Annotated in this window: 17 protein-coding genes; 13 read left to right on the forward strand and 4 right to left on the reverse strand. The window is 73.7% G+C overall.

The window, feature by feature from the left end:
- Positions 1–8: 8 nt before the first annotated feature.
- From OG617_RS25480 to OG617_RS25500, 5 genes are all read left to right on the forward strand, one after another.
- Positions 9–1,919 (forward strand): primosomal protein N', encoded by a 1,911-nt coding sequence (locus OG617_RS25480; protein ID WP_405095481.1) that lies wholly within the window; start codon positions 9–11, stop codon positions 1,917–1,919.
- A gap of 197 nt (positions 1,920–2,116) precedes the next feature.
- Positions 2,117–3,100 (forward strand): AAA family ATPase, encoded by a 984-nt coding sequence (locus OG617_RS25485; protein WP_405095482.1) that lies wholly within the window; start codon positions 2,117–2,119, stop codon positions 3,098–3,100.
- 199 nt (positions 3,101–3,299) lie between these two features.
- Positions 3,300–3,860 carry a peptide deformylase gene (def, locus tag OG617_RS25490; RefSeq protein WP_405095484.1) on the forward strand — a complete coding sequence of 187 codons (561 nt, stop codon included), beginning with the start codon at positions 3,300–3,302 and terminating at the stop codon, positions 3,858–3,860.
- A gap of 5 nt (positions 3,861–3,865) precedes the next feature.
- Positions 3,866–4,792, forward strand: a complete 927-nt coding sequence (gene fmt, locus OG617_RS25495; protein WP_396684042.1) for a methionyl-tRNA formyltransferase — start codon at positions 3,866–3,868, stop codon at positions 4,790–4,792.
- Positions 4,789–6,327 (forward strand): RsmB/NOP family class I SAM-dependent RNA methyltransferase, encoded by a 1,539-nt coding sequence (locus OG617_RS25500; protein WP_405095485.1) that lies wholly within the window; start codon positions 4,789–4,791, stop codon positions 6,325–6,327. The genes fmt and OG617_RS25500 overlap by 4 nt, the downstream gene beginning before the upstream one ends.
- A gap of 79 nt (positions 6,328–6,406) precedes the next feature.
- On the opposite strand, the gene OG617_RS25505 is transcribed toward OG617_RS25500, so the two are convergent.
- Positions 6,407–7,294, reverse strand: coding sequence for a septum formation family protein (locus tag OG617_RS25505; RefSeq protein ID WP_405095486.1), 888 nt, complete (start codon positions 7,292–7,294; stop codon positions 6,407–6,409).
- A gap of 423 nt (positions 7,295–7,717) precedes the next feature.
- On the opposite strand from OG617_RS25505, the gene rpe reads away from it, so the two are divergent.
- From rpe to OG617_RS25545, 8 genes are all read left to right on the forward strand, one after another.
- On the forward strand, positions 7,718–8,398 hold the full coding sequence (gene rpe, locus OG617_RS25510) for a ribulose-phosphate 3-epimerase (RefSeq protein WP_405095487.1): 681 nt from the start codon (positions 7,718–7,720) through the stop codon (positions 8,396–8,398).
- Between the two features lies 1 nt (position 8,399).
- Positions 8,400–9,356 carry a response regulator gene (locus tag OG617_RS25515; protein ID WP_396683947.1) on the forward strand — a complete coding sequence of 319 codons (957 nt, stop codon included), beginning with the start codon at positions 8,400–8,402 and terminating at the stop codon, positions 9,354–9,356.
- 398 nt (positions 9,357–9,754) lie between these two features.
- Entirely contained in the window at positions 9,755–10,816 is a 1,062-nt protein-coding gene (gene ribD / locus OG617_RS25520; protein WP_405095488.1) for a bifunctional diaminohydroxyphosphoribosylaminopyrimidine deaminase/5-amino-6-(5-phosphoribosylamino)uracil reductase RibD, read from the forward strand.
- 1 nt (position 10,817) lies between these two features.
- The gene (locus OG617_RS25525) at positions 10,818–11,432 is read left to right on the forward strand and encodes a riboflavin synthase (RefSeq protein ID WP_405095490.1); all 615 of its coding nucleotides are present in this window, start codon (positions 10,818–10,820) and stop codon (positions 11,430–11,432) included.
- Positions 11,432–12,130 carry a nicotinamide riboside transporter PnuC gene (gene pnuC / locus OG617_RS25530; RefSeq protein WP_405103950.1) on the forward strand — a complete coding sequence of 233 codons (699 nt, stop codon included), beginning with the start codon at positions 11,432–11,434 and terminating at the stop codon, positions 12,128–12,130. The genes OG617_RS25525 and pnuC overlap by 1 nt, the downstream gene beginning before the upstream one ends.
- The gene (locus OG617_RS25535; RefSeq protein WP_405095491.1) at positions 12,127–13,392 is read left to right on the forward strand and encodes a bifunctional 3,4-dihydroxy-2-butanone-4-phosphate synthase/GTP cyclohydrolase II; all 1,266 of its coding nucleotides are present in this window, start codon (positions 12,127–12,129) and stop codon (positions 13,390–13,392) included. Before pnuC ends, OG617_RS25535 begins: the two co-directional genes overlap by 4 nt.
- Positions 13,393–13,394: 2 nt before the next feature.
- A complete protein-coding gene (gene ribH, locus OG617_RS25540; RefSeq protein WP_396683955.1) occupies positions 13,395–13,892 on the forward strand; it encodes a 6,7-dimethyl-8-ribityllumazine synthase in 498 nt (165 codons plus the stop codon).
- 395 nt (positions 13,893–14,287) lie between these two features.
- On the forward strand, positions 14,288–14,800 hold the full coding sequence (locus OG617_RS25545) for a hypothetical protein (protein WP_405095492.1): 513 nt from the start codon (positions 14,288–14,290) through the stop codon (positions 14,798–14,800).
- A 262-nt stretch (positions 14,801–15,062) separates the two neighbouring features.
- Here OG617_RS25545 and OG617_RS25550 read toward each other — a convergent pair whose 3' ends face one another.
- The 3 genes from OG617_RS25550 to OG617_RS25560 are packed head-to-tail and all read right to left on the reverse strand — an operon-like array spanning position 15,063 to position 17,525.
- Entirely contained in the window at positions 15,063–15,806 is a 744-nt protein-coding gene (locus OG617_RS25550) for an amino acid ABC transporter ATP-binding protein (protein WP_405095493.1), read from the reverse strand.
- A 1-nt stretch (position 15,807) separates the two neighbouring features.
- Positions 15,808–16,653 carry an amino acid ABC transporter permease gene (locus tag OG617_RS25555; RefSeq protein ID WP_405095494.1) on the reverse strand — a complete coding sequence of 282 codons (846 nt, stop codon included), beginning with the start codon at positions 16,651–16,653 and terminating at the stop codon, positions 15,808–15,810.
- Entirely contained in the window at positions 16,650–17,525 is an 876-nt protein-coding gene (locus OG617_RS25560; protein WP_405095495.1) for an ABC transporter substrate-binding protein, read from the reverse strand. The genes OG617_RS25555 and OG617_RS25560 overlap by 4 nt, the downstream gene beginning before the upstream one ends.
- Positions 17,526–17,577 lie beyond the last annotated feature (52 nt).

Consider the following 17,577-nt stretch of genomic DNA (forward strand, 5'->3'; position numbering starts at 1 on the left):
GCGTCTGCGTGGACGTCCCGCTGGCCCACCTAGACCGCCCCTTCGACTACCTGGTCCCCGCCGAGCTGGACGGGGCCGCGGCCCCCGGGACGCGGGTGAAGGTGCGCTTCGCCGGCCAGCTCGTCGACGGCTGGCTGCTTGAGCGGGCCGACGACTCCGGGCACACCGGCAAGCTGGCGTACCTGGAGAAGGTCGTCTCGCCGGAGCCCGTGCTGGCCCCCGAGGTCGCCCGGCTGGCCCGGGTCGTCGCCGACCGGTACGCCGGCAGCCTCGCCGACGTGCTCCGGCTGGCCGTGCCGCCCCGGCACGCCCGGGTGGAGAAGGAGCCGCACACCCCGCCAGAGCCCCTGGCCCCGCTGGATCCCCCCGAGGCGGACGGCTGGCGGGCGTACCCGGCCGGGCCGGCGTTCCTGCGCGCCCTGGCCGAGGGCCGGCCCGCCCGCGCGGTCTGGTCCGCCCTGCCCGGGGAGGACTGGCCAGCCCGGTACGCCGAGGCGGTCGCCGCCACCGTGGCCGGCGGGCGGGGCGCCGTCGTCGTGGTCCCCGACGCCCGGGACCTCGACCGCCTCGACGCGGCGCTGACCGTCGCCCTGGGTGACGGCCGGCACGTCGTCCTGGCCGCCGCAGCCGGCCCGGCCCGCCGCTACCGCGCGTTCCTGGCCGCCCGGCGCGGGGACGTACCTGTCGTGATCGGCACCCGGGCCGCCATGTTCGCCCCGGTGGCCCGGCTCGGCCTGGTCGCCGTCGTCGACGACGGCGACGACCTGCACGCCGAGCCGCGCGCGCCCTACCCGCACGCCCGCGAGGTGCTGCTCACCCGCGCCCAGCTCGCCGACGCGGCGGCCCTGGTCGGCGGGTACGCGCGCAGCGCCGAGGCGCAACTGCTGGTGGAGACCGGCTGGGCCCGGGAGGTGGTCGCCGACCGGGCCACCGTGCGGGCGCGTATCCCCGCCGTCGCGCCGACCGGCGACGACCCGCAACTGGCCCGCGACCCCGGCGCGGCCACGGCCCGGCTGCCCAGCCTGGCCTGGACCGCCGCCCGCGACGCGGTCCGCGCCGACGCGCCGGTGCTGGTCCAGGTGCCCCGCCGCGGCTACCTGCCCTCGATCTCCTGCGCCGAGTGCCGGACCCCGGCCCGCTGCCCGCACTGCGCCGGGCCGCTCGCCCTGCCGTCGGCCGACGGCCCGCCCACCTGCCGCTGGTGCGGGCGGATCGCCGCCGCATATGCGTGCCCGGAGTGTGGGGGGCGGCGGCTGCGGGCCGCCGTCACCGGCGCCCGGCGCACCGCCGAGGAGCTGGGCCGGGCCTTCCCCGGCGTGCCGGTGCGCACCTCCGGCCGGGAGGAGGTGCTCACCACCGTGCCCGGCGGAGCCGGCCTGGTGGTGGCCACCCCCGGCGCCGAGCCGGTCGCCGAGGGCGGCTACGGCGCGGTGCTGCTGCTCGACTCGTGGGCCCTGCTCACCCGGGCCGACCTGCGGGCCGGTGAGGAGGCGCTGCGCCGCTGGCTGGGCGCCGCCGCGCTGGCCCGCCCCGCCGGGGCCGGCGGCCGGGTGGTGGTGGTCGCCGACGGCGCCCTCGCCCCGGTGCAGGCGCTGCTGCGCTGGGACGCCGCCTGGTTCGCCGCCCGGGAACTTGCCGAGCGCCGCGAGCTGGGCTTCCCCCCGGCGGTGCGGATGGCCAGCGTCACCGGCCTGGCCGACGCGGTGGCCGACCTGCTGGCCGAGGCCCGGCTGCCCGAGGAGGCGGAGCTGCTCGGCCCGGTCCCCGCCGACGGCGACCGGGAGCGGATGCTGGTCCGGGTGCCCCGGGCCCGGGCGGCGGCCCTGGCCGGGGCGCTGCACTCGGCCGCCGGGGTCCGCGCCGCCCGCAAGGCGGCCGACCCGGTGCGCCTCCAGGTCGACCCGCTGACCATGTTCTGAGCGCCGCCGCCCGGGCGGCGGCGGAGGCCCGGGTGGCGGCGACCGGTTCCGAGCGCCGTCACGGTCCGTGCTGGCGCCTGCGTGATAGCATCGCCCGTCATGCCTGGGCGCACGGATCGCGCGACGATGGCGGAAGCGCGTCGGTAGGACGCCATGTCGATGATGTCAATCAGCCGGTGATCAGGGGTGGACCAGTCGTGACCGTTCGTCAATCGATCGTCTTCAACGGTGACCTCGGCAGCGGCAAGAGCACCGTCTCCGTCGAGATCGCCAAGCGGCTGGAATTGCGCCGGGTGAGCGTCGGCGACCTCTACCGCCAGATGGCGCAGGAGCGGGACATGACCGCGCTCCAGCTCAACCTGCACGCCGAGCTGGACCAGGCCGTCGACGGCTACGTCGACCAGCTCCAGCAGGACATCGCAGCCTCCGGCGAGAGCCTGGTGATGGACTCCCGGCTGGCCTGGCACTTCTTCACCGACGCGCTCAAGGTGCACATGATCACCGAGTCGACCGAGGCCGCCCGCCGGGTGCTGGCCCGCCCCTCCGGGCCGGCCGAGAGCTACGCCTCCCTGGAGGAGGCGAAGACCAAGCTGCGCGAGCGCAGCGAGAGCGAGCGGGGCCGGTTCGTCGTCCGCTACGGCGTCGACAAGGCCCGGCTGCGCAACTACGACCTGATCTGCGACTCCACCCGGGCCAACCCGGAGCAGGTGATCAACCACATCATCGACGTGTACGAGGGCCGGATCGGCGCCGACGTGCTCCGCGACGCCCCCCCGCTGCTGCTGCTGGACCCGGCCCGGGTCTACCCGACGGAGGACATCGGCACGCTGCGCGGGCTGTGGGACGCCGGGTTCGTCGGTGAGGTCGCAGACGGCGGCGACGAGGCGCTGGAGCCGCTGACCATCGGCTTCACCGGGGAGTACTTCTTCGTCGTAGACGGCCACCGCCGGCTCAGCGCCGCCCTGCAGAACGGGTTCCCGCTGGTCCCCGCGCGGCTGGTCGCCGAGGTGGAGGAGCCGGTGGTCGGCGGGATGAGCGCGGTGGACTACTTCGCCGCCCAGGTCCGCCCCGGCATCGTGTACGACTGGGAGGCGGCCCACAAGATCCAGCTCCCGCTTCCGGAGCACTGCCTGCGCGCCGGGGACACCGTGCTCGCCGGCGACCCGGCCTCGAGCGCCTGAGGGCCGGTCCCGCGAGCCGGCTCCCGGGGCCGGCGTACGAGCGCCGGGCCCGGTTGACCCCGTGCGGCTACGCCACCCTGCCAGTCACCCTGCGCGACGAGTCCCCGGCCACCGATCGCGGTACGCCGGCCGGCGTCACCGAGCGCACTCCGTAGACTGGTACGGCACGACCGTCGTCCGACCGAAGGAGCACCCCCGAGTGACCGTCCAGCCCATCCGTCTGTTCGGGGACCCGGTGCTGCGCACACCGGCCGATCCGGTGGTCGACTTCGACGTCGAGCTGCGCAAGCTCGTCGCCGACCTGACCGACACGATGCGTGAGCAGAACGGCGCCGGCCTGGCCGCGCCGCAGCTCGGCGTGGGCCTGCGGGTGTTCGCCTTCGACGTCGACGACGTGCTCGGCCACCTGGTCAACCCGGTGCTGGAGTTTCCCGACGCCGAGGAGCAGGACGGCCCGGAGGGCTGCCTGTCCATCCCCGGGCTCTACTTCGACACCAAGCGCCGGCAGAACGTGATCGCCAAGGGCTTCAACGGCTACGGCGACCCGGTGCAGATCGTCGGCACCGGCCTGATGGCCCGCTGCGTCCAGCACGAGACCGACCACCTCGACGGCGTGCTCTTCGTCGACCGGCTGGACCCGGACGGCCGCAAGGAGGCGATGAAGGCGATCCGCCAGGCGGACTGGTACGACCCGACCACCCCGCCGACGGTCAAGCTCACCCCGCACGCCGCCGGCAGCCCCTTCGGCCTGGGTCGGTGACGCCGGTGCGCCTCGTCTTCGCCGGCACCCCGGCCGTCGCCGTTCCCGCCCTGGCCGCCGTCGCGGCCTCCGACCACGAGCTGGTCGCCGTCGTCACCCGTCCCGACGCCCCCGCCGGCCGCGGCCGGGGCCTAGTCCGCTCGCCCGTCGGCGCGTGGGCCGACGAGCACGGCGTCGAGGTGCTCACCCCGGCCCGCCCGCGCGAGCCGGAGTTCCTCGACCGGCTGCGCGAGCTGGCCCCCGACTGCGCCCCGGTGGTCGCGTACGGCGCGTTGGTCCCCCCGGCCGCGCTGGAGATCCCCCGGCACGGCTGGGTCAACCTGCACTTCTCGTTGCTGCCCGCGTGGCGCGGTGCGGCCCCGGTCCAGCACGCCGTGCTGCACGGCGACGAGCTGACCGGCGCGAGCGTCTTCGAGCTGGAGGAGGGGCTGGACACCGGCCCGGTGTACGGCACCCTCACCGACGAGATCCGCCCCACCGACACCTCCGGGGACCTGCTGGAGCGGCTCGCCCACTCCGGTGCCGGCCTGCTGGTGGCCGTCCTCGACGCGATCGCTGCGGGCACCGGCCGGGCCGAGCCGCAGCCGGCCGACGGGGTGTCGCTCGCGCCGAAGCTGACCGTCGAGGACGCCCGGGTGCGCTGGGGCGACCCCGCGTTCGCGGTGGACCGGCGGATCCGCGCGTGCACCCCGGCCCCCGGCCCGTGGACCACGTTCCGGGGCGAGCGGGTCAAGCTCGGCCCGGTCGTCCCGGTGCCGGACGGCCCCGAGCTGAAGCCGGGCGAGCTGTTGGTGGAGAAGTCCCGGGTGCTGGCCGGCACGGGCACCGTCCCGGTGACCCTCGGTGAGGTGCGGGCGGCCGGCAAGAAGGCCATGCCGGCGAGCGACTGGGCGCGCGGCGTCCGGGTCTCCGGCGGGGAGGAGCTCGCATGACCGGGCCGACGGAACGGCCCGCGCGCCGGTACGACGAGCAGCGTGACCCGCGCCCCGACCGGCGTCCCGAGCGGTCGTCGGGCGGCCCGCGAAGTGACCGGCCCGGCTACGGTGACCGGTCGGCCCGGGGCGGTCGGGGCGGCGAGGAGCGGCAGGGCGGCCGGCGGCCGGTGCGGCCCGCCGTGGACCTGCCCCGGCACGTCGCGTACCAGGCCGTCGCGGCGGTGCACCGGGACGACGCGTACGCCAACCTGGTGCTGCCGGCGATGCTGCGCGAGGAGGGGCTGACCGGCCGGGACGCCGCCTTCGCCACCGAGCTGACCTACGGCTCGCTGCGGCACACCGGCACCCTCGACGCGATCCTCACCGACGCCGCCGGCCGGGACGTGGCCCGGATCGACCCGCCGGTGCGCGACGCGTTGCGGCTGGGCGCGTACCAGCTCCTGCACACCCGGGTGCCGGCGCACGCGGCGGTCTCCTCGACGGTCGACCTGGTCCGCACGGTCGCCGTCAGCGCCACCGGCTTCGCCAACGCGGTGATGCGCGAGGTGTCCAGCCGGGACGCCGACGCCTGGGTGGCGAAGCTCGCCCCGTCGTTCGAGACCGACCCGATTGGGCACCTGGCCCTGGCCTACAGCCACCCGCAGTGGATCGTGCGGTCGTTCGCCGAGGCGCTCGGCGGCGACCTGGGCGAGACCACCCGCCTGCTGATCGAGAACAACGAGCGCCCGCCGGTGCACCTGTGCGCCCGGCCGGGCCTGGCCGATCCGGTCGAGCTGGCCGACGAGGCCGGGGGCGCCCCCGGGGCGTTCTCCCCGTACGCGGTCTACCTCGGCGGCGGTGCCCCCGGCGACCTGCCGGCGGTGGTCGAGGGCCGGGCGCACGTCCAGGACGAGGGCTCCCAGCTGGTGGCCACCGCCCTGGCGGTCGCCCCGTTGGACGGCCCGGACAGCCACTGGCTGGACCTGTGCGCCGGGCCCGGTGGGAAGGCCGCGCTGCTCGGGGCGCTCGCCGCCCAGCGCGGTGCCCGGCTGACCGCCGTCGAGGTCACCGAGCACCGGGCCCGGCTGGTCACCCAGGCCACCCGGGGGCTGCCGGTCGACGTGCTGCACACCGACGGGCGCACCGCCGGCACCGACCCGGAGCTGCCGGAGGGGCACTTCGACCGGGTGCTGGTCGACGCGCCGTGCACTGGGCTGGGCGCGTTGCGCCGCCGGCCGGAGGCCCGCTGGCGCAAGCAGCCGTCGGACCTGCCGCCGCTGACCCGGTTGCAGCGGGAGCTGTTGGTGGCGGCGCTGCGGGCGGTCCGCCCGGGCGGCCTGGTGGCCTACGTGACCTGCTCCCCGCACACGGTGGAGACGCACGTGACGGTGACCGAGGCGGCCCGGCGTGCCGGGGTGCCGGCGGACTTCGTCGACGCCCGGCCGCTGCTGCCGGCCGGGATGCCGGGGTTGGGTGACGGGCCGTCGGTGCAGTTGTGGCCGCACCGGCACGGCACCGACGCCATGTTCCTCGCCGTGCTGCGCCGGGGCTGAGCGACACGTAGAAGGAGGGGGCGGCCGGACCGGCCGCCCCCTCCTTCTACGTCAGTTCCCGCCGCCCCGGCGGGTCGGGTCACTGGACCGGCAGGAGCTTGGCCCCGGCGCCCTTCACCGAGCGGGTGAGGTTGCGGTCGACCCAGAGGAAGCACTGCACCCCCCGGCCGCCGTCCTTCCACTCCTCCTCGCTGGGGTGGTAGAAGATCGTCCCCGCGCGGTACTGCAGGTCACTGTTGTCGGGCACCTTGGCGTACGAGGCGATCAGGGACCGGCACCCCCGGTGGATGCGCAGCCGGTTCTTGTCGAGCTGGTTGTAGGCCACGTCCGGGGCCCGGTAGACCCCGACGAACTCGGACCGGTGCTTGCTGGTGCACGGGGTGGGGGCCATCGACTTGATGTCGTCCTTGACGAGCTTCGGGTTGAAGCAGCGGTAGACCAGGGTGGAGCTCCCGGTCAGCGCGCCCTTGAGGCTGCCGCTGCGGGGCACGACGCTGGAGTCGTCGACACTCTCCACCTCGTTGAGGTCGCAGCGGAACCACCGCGCCCCGCCCTCCCACGCCTGCCGGGACGGGAAGACCGTGGACAGGAACAGCCGGCCCCCGCGCCAGTCGGCGCCGACGGCCTTGTTGACCTCCCGGTCACACTCGGCGCGGATGGTCTTGATCCCGGCCGACCCGGCGGGCGGGGGAGCGCTCAGCTCGGCGGCCGGGCCGGTCAGCGTGCCGACGTGGATGGTCTCCACCCGGTGGGTCGTGCCGCAGTCCACCGGGTTGTAGCCGCTGAGGTAGCCGACGTCGGAGAACGCGGTGTGGCAGGTCCCGGCGGCCGGCACGAACTGCGTCGGCGCGGCCATCGCCCGCCAGTCGTCGGCGAGGTCACCGTCCACCCCGGCGGGTGTGCCGCAGCCGGTCAGCGCCACCGCCGCGCCCGCACCCACGGCCACCGCCGTCCACCATCGCCGCATCCGCCCGACCTCCCCGTCGCCGATGGTCGCGGGTCATCGGTCTCCGTCGCCGATCGCGCCACGGTGCGGGAGCATACGGCACCAGCGCCCACTTCGCGGGTAGTCCCTGCGGCCCGGCGCCCCGCACCGAACGGGTGGGTTTGCGGTCGTCGCTCCAGTGCGGACAGCGCACGCGCCGGTCGCCCGTTTCCCATTTCCGCCGTGCCGGCGGGTAGCAGATGGACCCCGCCCGCGTGCGGCTCAGATGAACGTCCTGCTTGGACTCTCGCCGCGTTTCGGGCGATCGGCCGGGGGCTGCCCGGCCGATCGAGACCTTCCGACCGGCCCGGGTGGTTCCCCACCGGCGGTCACGACCGGATCACAACGCGTCCCGCATGGTGCCGCGCTGCGGGCGGCGGGCGACCGCATTCGTACACTGGCCCGGTGACCGTACCGCCGCTGATCGTCGCGCCCAGCATCCTCGCCGCCGATTTCGCCCGTCTGGCCGAGGAGGTCCGCGCCGTCGAGGGTACGGCGGACTGGCTGCACGTCGATGTCATGGACAACCACTTCGTGCCGAACCTGACCATCGGGCTGCCCGTGGTGCAGAGCCTGCGGGCGGCGACCGAGCTGCCGTTCGACGTGCACCTGATGATCACCGACCCGCACCGCTGGGCCCCCGGGTACGCCGACGCGGGGGCGTACAACGTCACGTTCCACGCCGAGGCGTGCGACAACCCGGTGGCGCTGGCGAAGGACCTGCGCGCCGCCGGGTCGAAGGCCGGGCTGGCCATCGACCGAGACACCCCGATCGAGCCGTACCTGGAGCTGCTGCCCAGCTTCGACACGTTGCTGATCATGACGATCAAGGCCGGGTTCGGCGGGCAGCGGTTCCTCCCGGAGCTGCTGGACAAGGTGAGCGCCGCCAGGCGGCACGTCGACGCGGGCCACCTGGAGCTGCGCATCGAGGTCGACGGCGGGATCGCCGCGGACACCATCGAACAGGCCGCCGCCGCCGGGGCGGACGCCTTCGTCGCCGGCACCGCGGTCTACGGCGCTGACGACCCCGCCGAGGCGGTCCGCCGCCTGCGGGGCCTGGCGGAGCGCGCGGCCTCCGGGGTCTGAGGTGGAGCCGGCCGAGGAACGACCCGACGTCATCCTCGTCGTCGACGACGACGCCGACATCGCCCGGTTCGTCGAGTTCAACCTGCGGCTGCACGGCTTCGAGGTGATCCACGCCGGCGACGGCCAGGAGGCGCTCGAGGTGATCGAGCGGCAGCGGCCGGACCTGGCGGTGGTCGACCTGATGATGCCGCGCATCGACGGGCTGGAGCTGACCCGGCGGCTGCGCGCCGACCCGATGACCTCCGCCCTGCCGGTGATCATGCTGACAGCCAAGGGGATGACCGTGGACAAGGTCCACGGGCTCAGCGCCGGCGCGGACGACTACCTGGTCAAGCCCTTCGACACGGCCGAGCTGGTGGCCCGGGTCAGCTCCACCCTGCGGCGCAACAAGGAGTTCCGCGAGGTCTCCCCGCTGACCGGCCTGCCCGGCAACTCCCGGATCCGTCGGGAGATCACCGACCGGGTGCGCAGCGGCGTCGACTACGCGGTCGGCTACGTCGACATCGACCGGTTCAAGAGCGTCAACGACCGGTACGGCTTCGTCCGGGGCGACGAGTTCATCTCGGCACTGGCCCGCAGCCTGCACCGGGCGGTCGTCGCGATCGGGCTGCCACCGGCCTTCCTCGGTCACGTCGGCGGCGACGACTTCGTCATCGTCTGCACCCCCGAGCAGGTCCGGCCGCTGACCTCCCGGTCGGTGGTGGACTTCGAGACCGCCGCCGACCGGCTCTACGACCCGTCCGACGCGGAGCGCGGCTACGTCGAGCTGAAGGACCGCCGGGGAAACATCCAGCGCGCGGCGCTGGTCACCCTGTCGATCGGGGTGTCCGTGTCCGACGCCGGCAAGCGGCTCATCAACCCGCTGGAGGCGATCGCGGCCGCCTCCGAGATGAAGTCCGTGGCCAAGAGCCAGCCGGGTTCGTACGTGGCGGTCGACCGGCGACGCAGTCTTTCTTGAATATTGCCTACCTGTGTGAGGTAGCTCCCCCGAGGGGAGACGCGTGGCGCGTGCCGTGCCACACTTCTGAGGTACCCACCACGCGCTGGCGGGACTCGGTGTAATTCCGAACCGGCGGTGATCCACGGTGCGACCGTGGTAAGCCCGCGACCCGGACGGCGACTGCCGCCCGGTGGACCTGGTGAGATTCCGGGGCCGACGGTTGGGGGCGGGCCAGCCCACCCCCAGAAAGTCCGGATGGGAGACAGCGCGCGGGACGGGGCGGGCCCTGACGGCCGCTGACCTCAGCGCTGTCCGGGCTTCCCCGGGTCGGCCTCGCCGTCCCCGGACTCCGCCACCGCCTGCCCGCACCCTCCCGACCCGCCCGCGCGCGGACCGGCGAGCGAGAGGGCAGGGCGATGGCCAGCGGCTCCGTGGACGAGGCGATGCGGCGGGCGATCGCGCTCGCGGCCCGCGGGCTCGGCACCGCCAGCCCCAATCCCGTGGTCGGCTGCGTGCTGCTCGATCCGGACGGCGAGGTCGTCGGAGAGGGATTCCACGCGTACGCGGGCGGACCGCACGCCGAGATCGTCGCGCTCGCCCAGGCCGGCCGGCGGGCCCGGGGCGGCACCGCCGTGGTCACCCTGGAACCCTGCGACCACACCGGCCGCACCGGCCCGTGCAGCCACGCCCTCATCACCGCAGGCGTCGCCCGGGTGGTCGTCGCCGTGCCCGACCCCGACCCGGTCGCGGCCGGTGGCGCCGCCACCCTGCGCGCCGCCGGCGTACGGGTCGAGTTCGGGGTGCGCGCCGCCGAGGCCGAGGCCGGGAACGTCGCCTGGCTCACCTCGGTGCGCCGGGGCTGGCCGTACGTGGTGTGGAAGTTCGCCGCCACCCTCGACGGGCGCTCCGCCGCCGCCGACGGCACCAGCATGTGGATCACCTCGGAGGACGCCCGGGCGGACGTGCACGCGCTGCGCGGCACGGTCGACGCGGTGATCGCCGGGGTCGGCACCGTCCTCGCCGACGACCCCCGGCTCACCGTGCGCAACCTGCGCGACGGCACCCTGGCCATCCGCCAGCCGCTGCGGGTGGTGGTGGACAGCCTCGGGCGTACCCCCGCCGGGGCCCGGGTCCGCGACGGCGCCGCCGAGACGTGGATCGCCACCGCCGCGCAGGTCGGCACCGACCCGGACGGCCGGGTCGACCTGCCGGCGCTGCTGGCGGAGCTGCACCGTCGGGGGGTGCGGGCCGCGCTGCTGGAGGGCGGCCCCAGCCTGGCCGGCGCATTCCTCGCCGCCGGCCTGGTCGACCGGGTCGTCGGGTACGTCGCGCCGAGGCTGCTCGGCGCCGGGCCGACCGCGCTGGCCGGCGCCGGTGTGACGACCATCGCCGACGCCATCGACCTGGAACTCACCGATGTTACGCAGGTCGGCACCGACCTGCGGATCACCGCGCTGCCCCGGAAGAGGGAGGGCTGACATGTTCACCGGCATCGTCGAGGAGCTGGGCGAGGTCGTCGCAGTGACCGAGACCGGGGGTGATTCGGCGCTGGTCGCCGTCCGCGGGCCGCTGGTCACCGCCGACGCCCGGCACGGCGACTCCATCGCGGTCAACGGAGTCTGTCTCACCGTGGTCGACGTCGACGCCGGCGTCTTCACCGCCGACGTGATGGGGGAGACGCTGCGTCGCTCCGCCCTCGGCGGGCTGGGCACGGGCGCCCCGGTCAACCTGGAACGCGCCGCCGCGCTGAACAGCCGGCTCGGCGGGCACATCGTGCAGGGCCATGTCGACGGGGTCGGCGAGGTGCTGTCCCGGGAGCCGGCCGAGCAGTGGGAGACGGTCCGCTTCCGCCTGCCCGCCACCCTCGCCCGGTACGTGGTGGAGAAGGGCTCGATCACCGTCGACGGGGTGTCGCTGACCGTGGCCGACGTCGGGCCGGACTGGTTCGCCGTCGGGCTGATCCCCACCACCCTCAAGCTGACCACCCTCGGCGCCCGCGCCGTCGGCGACCCGGTCAACCTGGAGGTGGACGTGCTGGCCAAGTACGTCGAGCGGCTGCTCGGCGACCGGGCCGCCGGCGGGGACCAGCGGTGATGGAGCCGCTCGGCTGGCTGCTCGACGCCCAGCTGCACATCGCCGGCTCGCCGGTGCTGGTGCGGGAGATCGTCGGCAACGTCTTCGGCCTGGCCTCGGCGCTGCTCGGCATGCGCCGCGTGGTCTGGGCCTGGCCGGTCGGCATGATCGGCAACGCGTTGCTGCTGACCGTGTTCCTCGGCGGGGTGTTCGTCACCCCGCAGGCGCACGACCTCTACGGCCAGGCCGGCCGGCAGGTGTTCTTCTTCGCCGTCAGCCTCTACGGCTGGTGGCGCTGGTCGCGCAACCGCCGCCTCGGCGCCGACGGGGACCACGCCGCGGTCGTGCCGCGCCGGGCCACCGGCCGGGAACGGCTCGGTCTGCTGGTGGCCGCGGCCGTCGGCACCGCCGTCGCGTACCCGGTGCTGGCCGCGCTCGGCTCGTGGGGGCCGTTGCCGGACGCCTGGATCCTCACCGGCAGCCTGCTGGCCACCTACGGCATGGCCCGCGGCTGGGTGGACTTCTGGCTGATCTGGATCGCGGTGGACGTGGTCGGCGTGCCGCTGCTGCTGCGCGGCGGGTTCTACCCGTCCGCCGTCATGTACCTCGTCTACGGCGCCTTCTGCGCCTGGGGCTTCGCCGCCTGGTGGCGCGCCTCACGCGCCGTCCGCCCGGCCCGCGTCCCGCTCCCGCCCAGCTACTCGGAGGCCGTCGCATGAGCACTTTCGCCAGCATTGAGCAGGCGGTGGCGGACATCGCCGCCGGCCGGCCCGTCGTCGTGGTCGACGACGCGGACCGGGAGAACGAGGGCGACCTGATCTTCGCGGCCGAACTGGCCACCCCGGAGCTGGTCGCGTTCATGGTCCGCTACACCTCGGGCTACATCTGCGTGCCGCTGACCGAGGGCGAGTGCGACCGGCTGGACCTGCCGCCCATGCACCACACCAACCAGGACCGGCGGGGCACCGCGTACACCGTGACCGTGGACGCCCGGGAGGGCATCAGCACGGGCATCTCGGCGGCCGACCGGGCGTACACCATCCGGCTGCTGGCCGACGCGTCCACCGACCCGACCGACCTGGCCCGGCCCGGGCACGTGGTGCCGCTGCGGGCCCGCGAGGGCGGGGTGCTGCGCCGGGCCGGGCACACCGAGGCGGCGATCGACCTGACCCGGCTGGCCGGGCTGCGTCCCGCCGGTGTGCTCTGTGAGCTGGTCAACGACGACGGCACCATGATGCGGGTGCCCGACCTGGAGAAGTTCTGCGCCGAGCACGGCCTGACCCTGGTGACCATCGCCGACCTGGTGGCCCACCGGCGGCGCACCGAGAAGCAGGTGGAGCAGATGGCGGCGGCCCGGATGCCCACCCCGTACGGGGTGTTCCGGGCGCTGGGTTACCGCGCCGAGCACGACCCGGCCGAGCACATCGCCCTCGTCATCGGGGAGCTCGGCGACGGGGAGGACGTGCTGGTCCGGGTGCACTCGGAGTGCCTCACCGGTGACGTGTTCGGCTCGCTGCGCTGCGACTGCGGCCCGCAGTTGCAGGCCGCGCTGGCCCGGGTCGCCCGGGAGGGCCGCGGGGTGGTGCTCTACGTGCGCGGGCACGAGGGGCGCGGGATCGGCCTGCTGCACAAGCTCCAGGCGTACCAGTTGCAGGACCTGGGCCGGGACACCGTCGACGCGAACCTCGACCTGGGGCTGCCGGCGGACGCCCGGGACTACGGCACGGGCGCGCAGATCCTCTACGACCTGGGCGTGCGTTCGATGCGGCTGCTGACCAACAACCCGGCCAAGCGGGCCGGGCTGGAGGGGTACGGCCTGACCGTCACCGGCCGGGAGGGGCTGCCGGTGCAGCCGCAGCCGGAGAACGTCCGCTACCTGCGCACGAAGCGCGACCGGATGGGCCACCTGTTGGACGAGTTGGACGAGGTGACCGAGGCCCCGATGGGCCGCCCGGTCGCCGGCGACGAGATCGGAGCATAGCCATGGCGGGATTCGGTGAGCCCGGGGTGACGGCGGTGGACGCCGCCGGGATGACGGTCGGGATCGTCGCCGCGCGCTGGCACGGTGAGCTGACCGACCACATGGCCGACCGGGCGGTCGCCGCAGCCGAGGCGTGCGGCGCCCGCGCCGTGGTGGCCCGGGTGGCCGGCTCGGTGGAACTGCCGGTGGTCGCCCAGGCGATGGCCCGCCGCTTCGACGTGGTGGTCGCCCTCGGCGTGGTGGTGCGCGGCGCCACCGCCCACTTCGACTACGTCTGCCGCTCGGTCACCGACGGGCTGACCCGGGTCGCCCTCGACGAGGGCAAGCCGGTCGCGCACGGGGTGCTCACGGTGGACACCATCGAGCAGGCCCGGGACCGGGCCGGGCTGCCCGGCTCGGCGGAGGACAAGGGCTGGTCGGCGACGGTGGCGGCGCTGGACGCGGCGCTGGCCGTACGCGGGCTGGACGCCGCCGGGCGTCGGGTCGGCTTCGGCCGCTGACCCCGTCCCGCTCGGTTCGGCGCGTGGTGAGGCTGCACGGTCGAGGGTGGACGTGTTGACTTCATGTGATCCGATGACGCAGCCGTGTCGCTTGGCAAGGTGGAGGGCTGATCGGCCGAACGGTGAACGTCTTGGGGTTGCTCGAGCCAGCCCAATTCCGGGATCACCGCTGGATTGGGGTTATGGGCGTAGCTACGATATTGCTGAGGATACGGCAGGACTGCACAAGAACGTGAAAGCTGCTCGAAGTCATGGATCCTTCGCCAAAAACTCGAACGGCTATGTTGTGTATCGAAAGCGGCAGGGCAAGGGGTGGATCCGGTAACCGGTAAGACTGCGGTCGGAAAGGCGGATCCGTTCGCACATATTTCGGCAAAAACGTTAGGGACGCCTCCGTGTTGATACAAGAATTTTTGTCGGAGCCAATGGAGGGCGTGCCGGCTATCGGGCCGGATTCTGATCCTTTGCGATCTCCCTGGCTCCTGCAAGAGTGTCAGGTGCTTGATGTTCGGATTGATGCCCTTCGGTCAACGGCGGCTGTGCTCCTTGAACAACGGGCGGCCTTTGATTATTTGAGGGGTAACACTGGCATAATAGTGATGCGCGGGATTCGCAGTGTTGATTGGAAAATAGCCGGGTCTCCGGGCGCATTGACTGCGTGGGCCGTTGTGGGCGCAACAGTGGCGGCTGGCTCGGAAGGTTTCGAGGTGAGCATTGGTCTTTCGCCAAATGCGAGGCTGGCCGGGACAGCCGAAACTATTGAGTACTACGCGATGGATGCGAATATTGGCTTGATAATTCCGGACTACCTGGAGGCAAGCAACAGTGAAATTCGTTCGACTGTTGCCACCTGGGAGTCTGCTGCGGTTCCGATTGAGCGGTCGTCGTTGCGTTCAGGCCAATACTGAAGCCCGATGACACCGGTGTCGTGGACCGGGAGTGCCAAGTCAACGGTTGATCTTGGTTGTTGAGATGATCAGTGTTTGGCCGGGGTGAGCCAGCCCTCGAAGGCGATCTGGAACGCGTTCAGTGGCGCTTCCAGCGCGTCGTCCACCGGCGGCCCTGTCTGTCAGGGTGAGTTGAGGCCAGCGGCTCATAGCAAGCCTGTCTGGCAGGGCGAATTCAGGATCGAGAAGCGTTGGATGCTGCTGTTGACGTCGTGGCGGCCGGTCAGAGGCGGCCGGCCTCGATGATCCGGCGCAGGAATTGACGCGTCCGGGGCTCGGTCGGCTCGCCGAGGACCCGCTCCGGCGGCCCGGACTCGATCACCCGACCGCCGTCGAGGAAGCAGACCTGGTCGGCTACCTCCCGGGCGAAGCCCATCTCGTGGGTGGCCAGCACCATCGTCATCCCGTCGGCCTTCAGGTCGCGGATCAGGGCCAGCACCTCGCCGACCAGCTCCGGGTCCAGCGCCGAGGTGACCTCGTCGAGCAGCATCAGCCGGGGCGAGTTGGCCAGCGCCCGGACGATCGCCACCCGCTGCTGCTGGCCGCCGGAGAGCCGGTCGGGGTAGGCGTCGGCCTTCGCCCCCAGCCCGACCCGGTCGAGCAGCTCCCGGGCCTGGGCCTGCGCCTCGGCGCGGGCCCGCCGGTGCACCCGGACCGGGGCGAGGGTGATGTTCTCCAGGACGCTCAGGTGCGGGAACAGGTTGTACGACTGGAAGACCATCCCGATTCGCCGGCGCACCCGGTCGGGGTCGACGCGGGGGTCGGAGATGTCCTCCCCGTCCAGCTCGATGGTGCCGTCGTCCAGCTCCTCCAGCAGGTTCACGCAGCGCAGCAGGGTCGACTTGCCCGACCCGGACGCCCCGATCAGCGCCACCACCTGGTGCTCGTCGACGGTCAGGTCGAGGCCGTCGAGCACGACGTGTCCGGCGAAGGACTTGCGCAGGCTCCGACAGGTCAGCACGGGCATGTCAGCCTCCGGCCTGGCGCCGGGCCGCGCGCAGCGTCGCCCAGTCGGTGATGGCGATCAGCGGGATCGCCAGCAGCACGAACAGCGCCCCGGCCACGATGTAGGGGGTGTAGTTGAACGTCTCGGCGGTGGCGATCTGCGCGGCGCGGACCGCGTCGATCGGGCCGGCGAGGGAGACCAGACCGACGTCCTTCTGCATCGCCACCACGTCGTTGAGCAGCGGCGGGGCGACCCGGCGGACGGCCTGCGGCAGCACCACGTGCCGCATGGTCTGCCGGTAGGTCAGCCCGAGCGAGCGGGCCGCGGCGAGTTGGCTCGGGTGGACGGACTCGATGCCGGCCCGGAACACCTCGGCCAGGTACCCGCCGTAGGTGAGCACCAGCGCCAGCCCGCCGAGCACCAGCACCGACGGCATGCCCGCCAACCGCAGGCCGGGCACGCCGAGGGTGAGCACGTACAGCACGATGATCAGCGGCAGGCCCCGGAAGGTGTACGTGTATCCGGCGGCGAGCGCCCGGACCGGGAAGAAGACCGGGCCGCGCAGCGTGCGCAGGAGCGCGACCAGCAGCCCGAGCAGCAGCGCGCCGGCCGCGCAGCAGACCAGCAGCCGGATGTTGAGCCACAGGCCGGTGAGCACCGCCGGCAGCGCGTCCCGGGCGATCGCCGGGTCGGCGAAGGACTCCCGGACCCGGTCCCAGCCGGGTGCGCCGGTCACGGCGACGACCAGCAGCGTGCCGAGCGCCGCCGTGGACGAGGCGGCGACCAGCACGCTGGTGACGGTCTGCCGACGGCGGTACGCGGCCCGCCGCTGCTGCGCCTGCGAGGGGAGGTGGGGTGCCAGGGTCACGTGAGCTCGGCCGCCCCCGCGACCTGGGCCAGCCACTTCTGCTCCAACTGCTTGAGCGTGCCGTCGGCGGTGAGCTGGCCGACCGCCCCGCTGACGCAGGGGGTGAGCGGGGAGTTGCGGTCCAGCAGCAGCCCGAACGCCTCGGGGGTGCCGACCTGGGGAAGCTGCCCGACGATCTTCGTGTCGGTGAGTTCCGCGCCGGTGATGTAGAAGGCGGTCGGCAGGTCCACCACGAGGCCGTCGATCTGCCCGTTCTGCAGGGCCTTCTTGGCGTCGTCGTTGCTGTTGTAGACCTGCGGCTCGGCCGTCGGCCGGATGACCTGGGTGATCGCCTGGTAGCTGGTGGTGCCGACCTGGGCGCCGAGCTTCGCGCCGCGCAGGTCGGCCAGGGACGTCCGCCCGGCGATCTTCGCGGACTTCCGGGCGACCACGGCCTGTCGGACCAGGTAGTACGGGCCGGAGAAGTCGACCGCCTTCTTGCGCTCCTCGGTGATGGAGAACTGGTTGATGTCGAAGTCGAACGCCTTCGGGCCGGGGGCGATGGCGGTGTCGAACTTCACCCGGGCCCAGGTGACGTCGGCCTTGGCGTACCCGAGCTTCTCCGCCACGGCGTACGCCACGGCGGCCTCGAAGCCCTCGCCGTTGTCCGGCTTGTTGCCGGTGAACCACGGCTCGTACGCCGGCTCGTCGGTGGCCACGGTGAGCTTGCCCGGCGTACGGGTCGGCAGGTTGTCCCTGGTGCAGGCCGGTCCCGCGGTGGCGGCGGGGGTGACGTTGGCGGTGGGGGCGTCGTCCTGGGGCGCGCAGGCGGCGACCGCGACGAGGACGGTGCCGGCGGCGGTGAGCGCGAGGGCGCGAGGGCTGCTGGGCATGGCGGACAGCGTAGGGCTATCGACGGGCGTCGTGCACGATTGTCCCACCGTT

Origin of the sequence: Micromonospora sp. NBC_01412 (assembly GCF_045040215.1) — a bacterium.
GTDB lineage: Bacteria > Actinomycetota > Actinomycetes > Mycobacteriales > Micromonosporaceae > Micromonospora > Micromonospora rubida.

Coding starts and splice junctions, on each gene's coding strand:
- ribH (WP_396683955.1), top strand. CDS start 13,395: ATGGCGGGATTCGGTGAGCCCGGGGTGACGGCGGTGGACGCCGCCGGG.
- pnuC (WP_405103950.1), top strand. CDS start 11,432: ATGGAGCCGCTCGGCTGGCTGCTCGACGCCCAGCTGCACATCGCCGGC.
- OG617_RS25500 (WP_405095485.1), top strand. CDS start 4,789: ATGACCGGGCCGACGGAACGGCCCGCGCGCCGGTACGACGAGCAGCGT.
- OG617_RS25535 (WP_405095491.1), top strand. CDS start 12,127: ATGAGCACTTTCGCCAGCATTGAGCAGGCGGTGGCGGACATCGCCGCC.
- OG617_RS25525 (WP_405095490.1), top strand. CDS start 10,818: ATGTTCACCGGCATCGTCGAGGAGCTGGGCGAGGTCGTCGCAGTGACC.
- OG617_RS25550 (WP_405095493.1), bottom strand. CDS start 15,806: ATGCCCGTGCTGACCTGTCGGAGCCTGCGCAAGTCCTTCGCCGGACAC.
- OG617_RS25560 (WP_405095495.1), bottom strand. CDS start 17,525: ATGCCCAGCAGCCCTCGCGCCCTCGCGCTCACCGCCGCCGGCACCGTC.
- OG617_RS25505 (WP_405095486.1), bottom strand. CDS start 7,294: ATGCGGCGATGGTGGACGGCGGTGGCCGTGGGTGCGGGCGCGGCGGTG.
- ribD (WP_405095488.1), top strand. CDS start 9,755: ATGGCCAGCGGCTCCGTGGACGAGGCGATGCGGCGGGCGATCGCGCTC.